Source organism: Dryocola clanedunensis (assembly GCF_038405435.1).
Lineage (GTDB): Bacteria > Pseudomonadota > Gammaproteobacteria > Enterobacterales > Enterobacteriaceae > Dryocola > Dryocola clanedunensis_A.
The window spans coordinates 1-522 of sequence record NZ_JBBYHZ010000217.1 but is presented as its reverse complement, the minus strand read 5'-3'; the positions used below and the strand labels follow the sequence as shown (position 1 = coordinate 522).

General features: G+C 70.3%; 1 protein-coding gene. It reads left to right on the top strand.

What is annotated here, in order from left to right; translation table 11 throughout:
* A partial coding sequence (locus AAE045_RS24305; protein WP_455549854.1) for a tetratricopeptide repeat protein occupies nt 1-522 on the top strand: 522 nt, incomplete at both ends.

Genomic DNA, 522 nt, shown 5'->3' with positions numbered 1-522 from the left:
TCTGGACCCACGGTGAGCTGCTGCATGGCACCGGCCCGAACATCCGCCAGGGCACTGCCCTGCGCGCCTCACCGCGCAAGGCAGAGCGCTGGTATCGCGCCGCTGCCGGGCACGGCAACCCGATGGCGATGCTGATGCTGGCCAAGTTCCATCGCGACCACGGTGACGCGGCCAGCGCGCTGCGCTGGGACCTGCGCGCGACGATCTACCATCACATGCCGTCCGAATCCTCGCGACTGCCACAGGCGATCGCAGCGCAGCCGGATGGCGCCGTGCATCCGCTGGTCGCCGAGATCCAGCGACGTGCCCAGCGCGGCGATGCCGACGCCCAGGTGGATCTGGGCGCCATCTACGAACTCGGCATGGGCCTGCCGCGCGATGGCGTGGCAGCGCTGCGCTGGTACCGGCTGGCCGCCGACCAGGCGGTCCATGCCGTGGATCGCGCCGCCGTACATGCCCTGGAAGCTGTGGCTGCCGGCCGAAGCCACGCCGACTTTGTAGAAGGTCGGATGACGCAGCAGC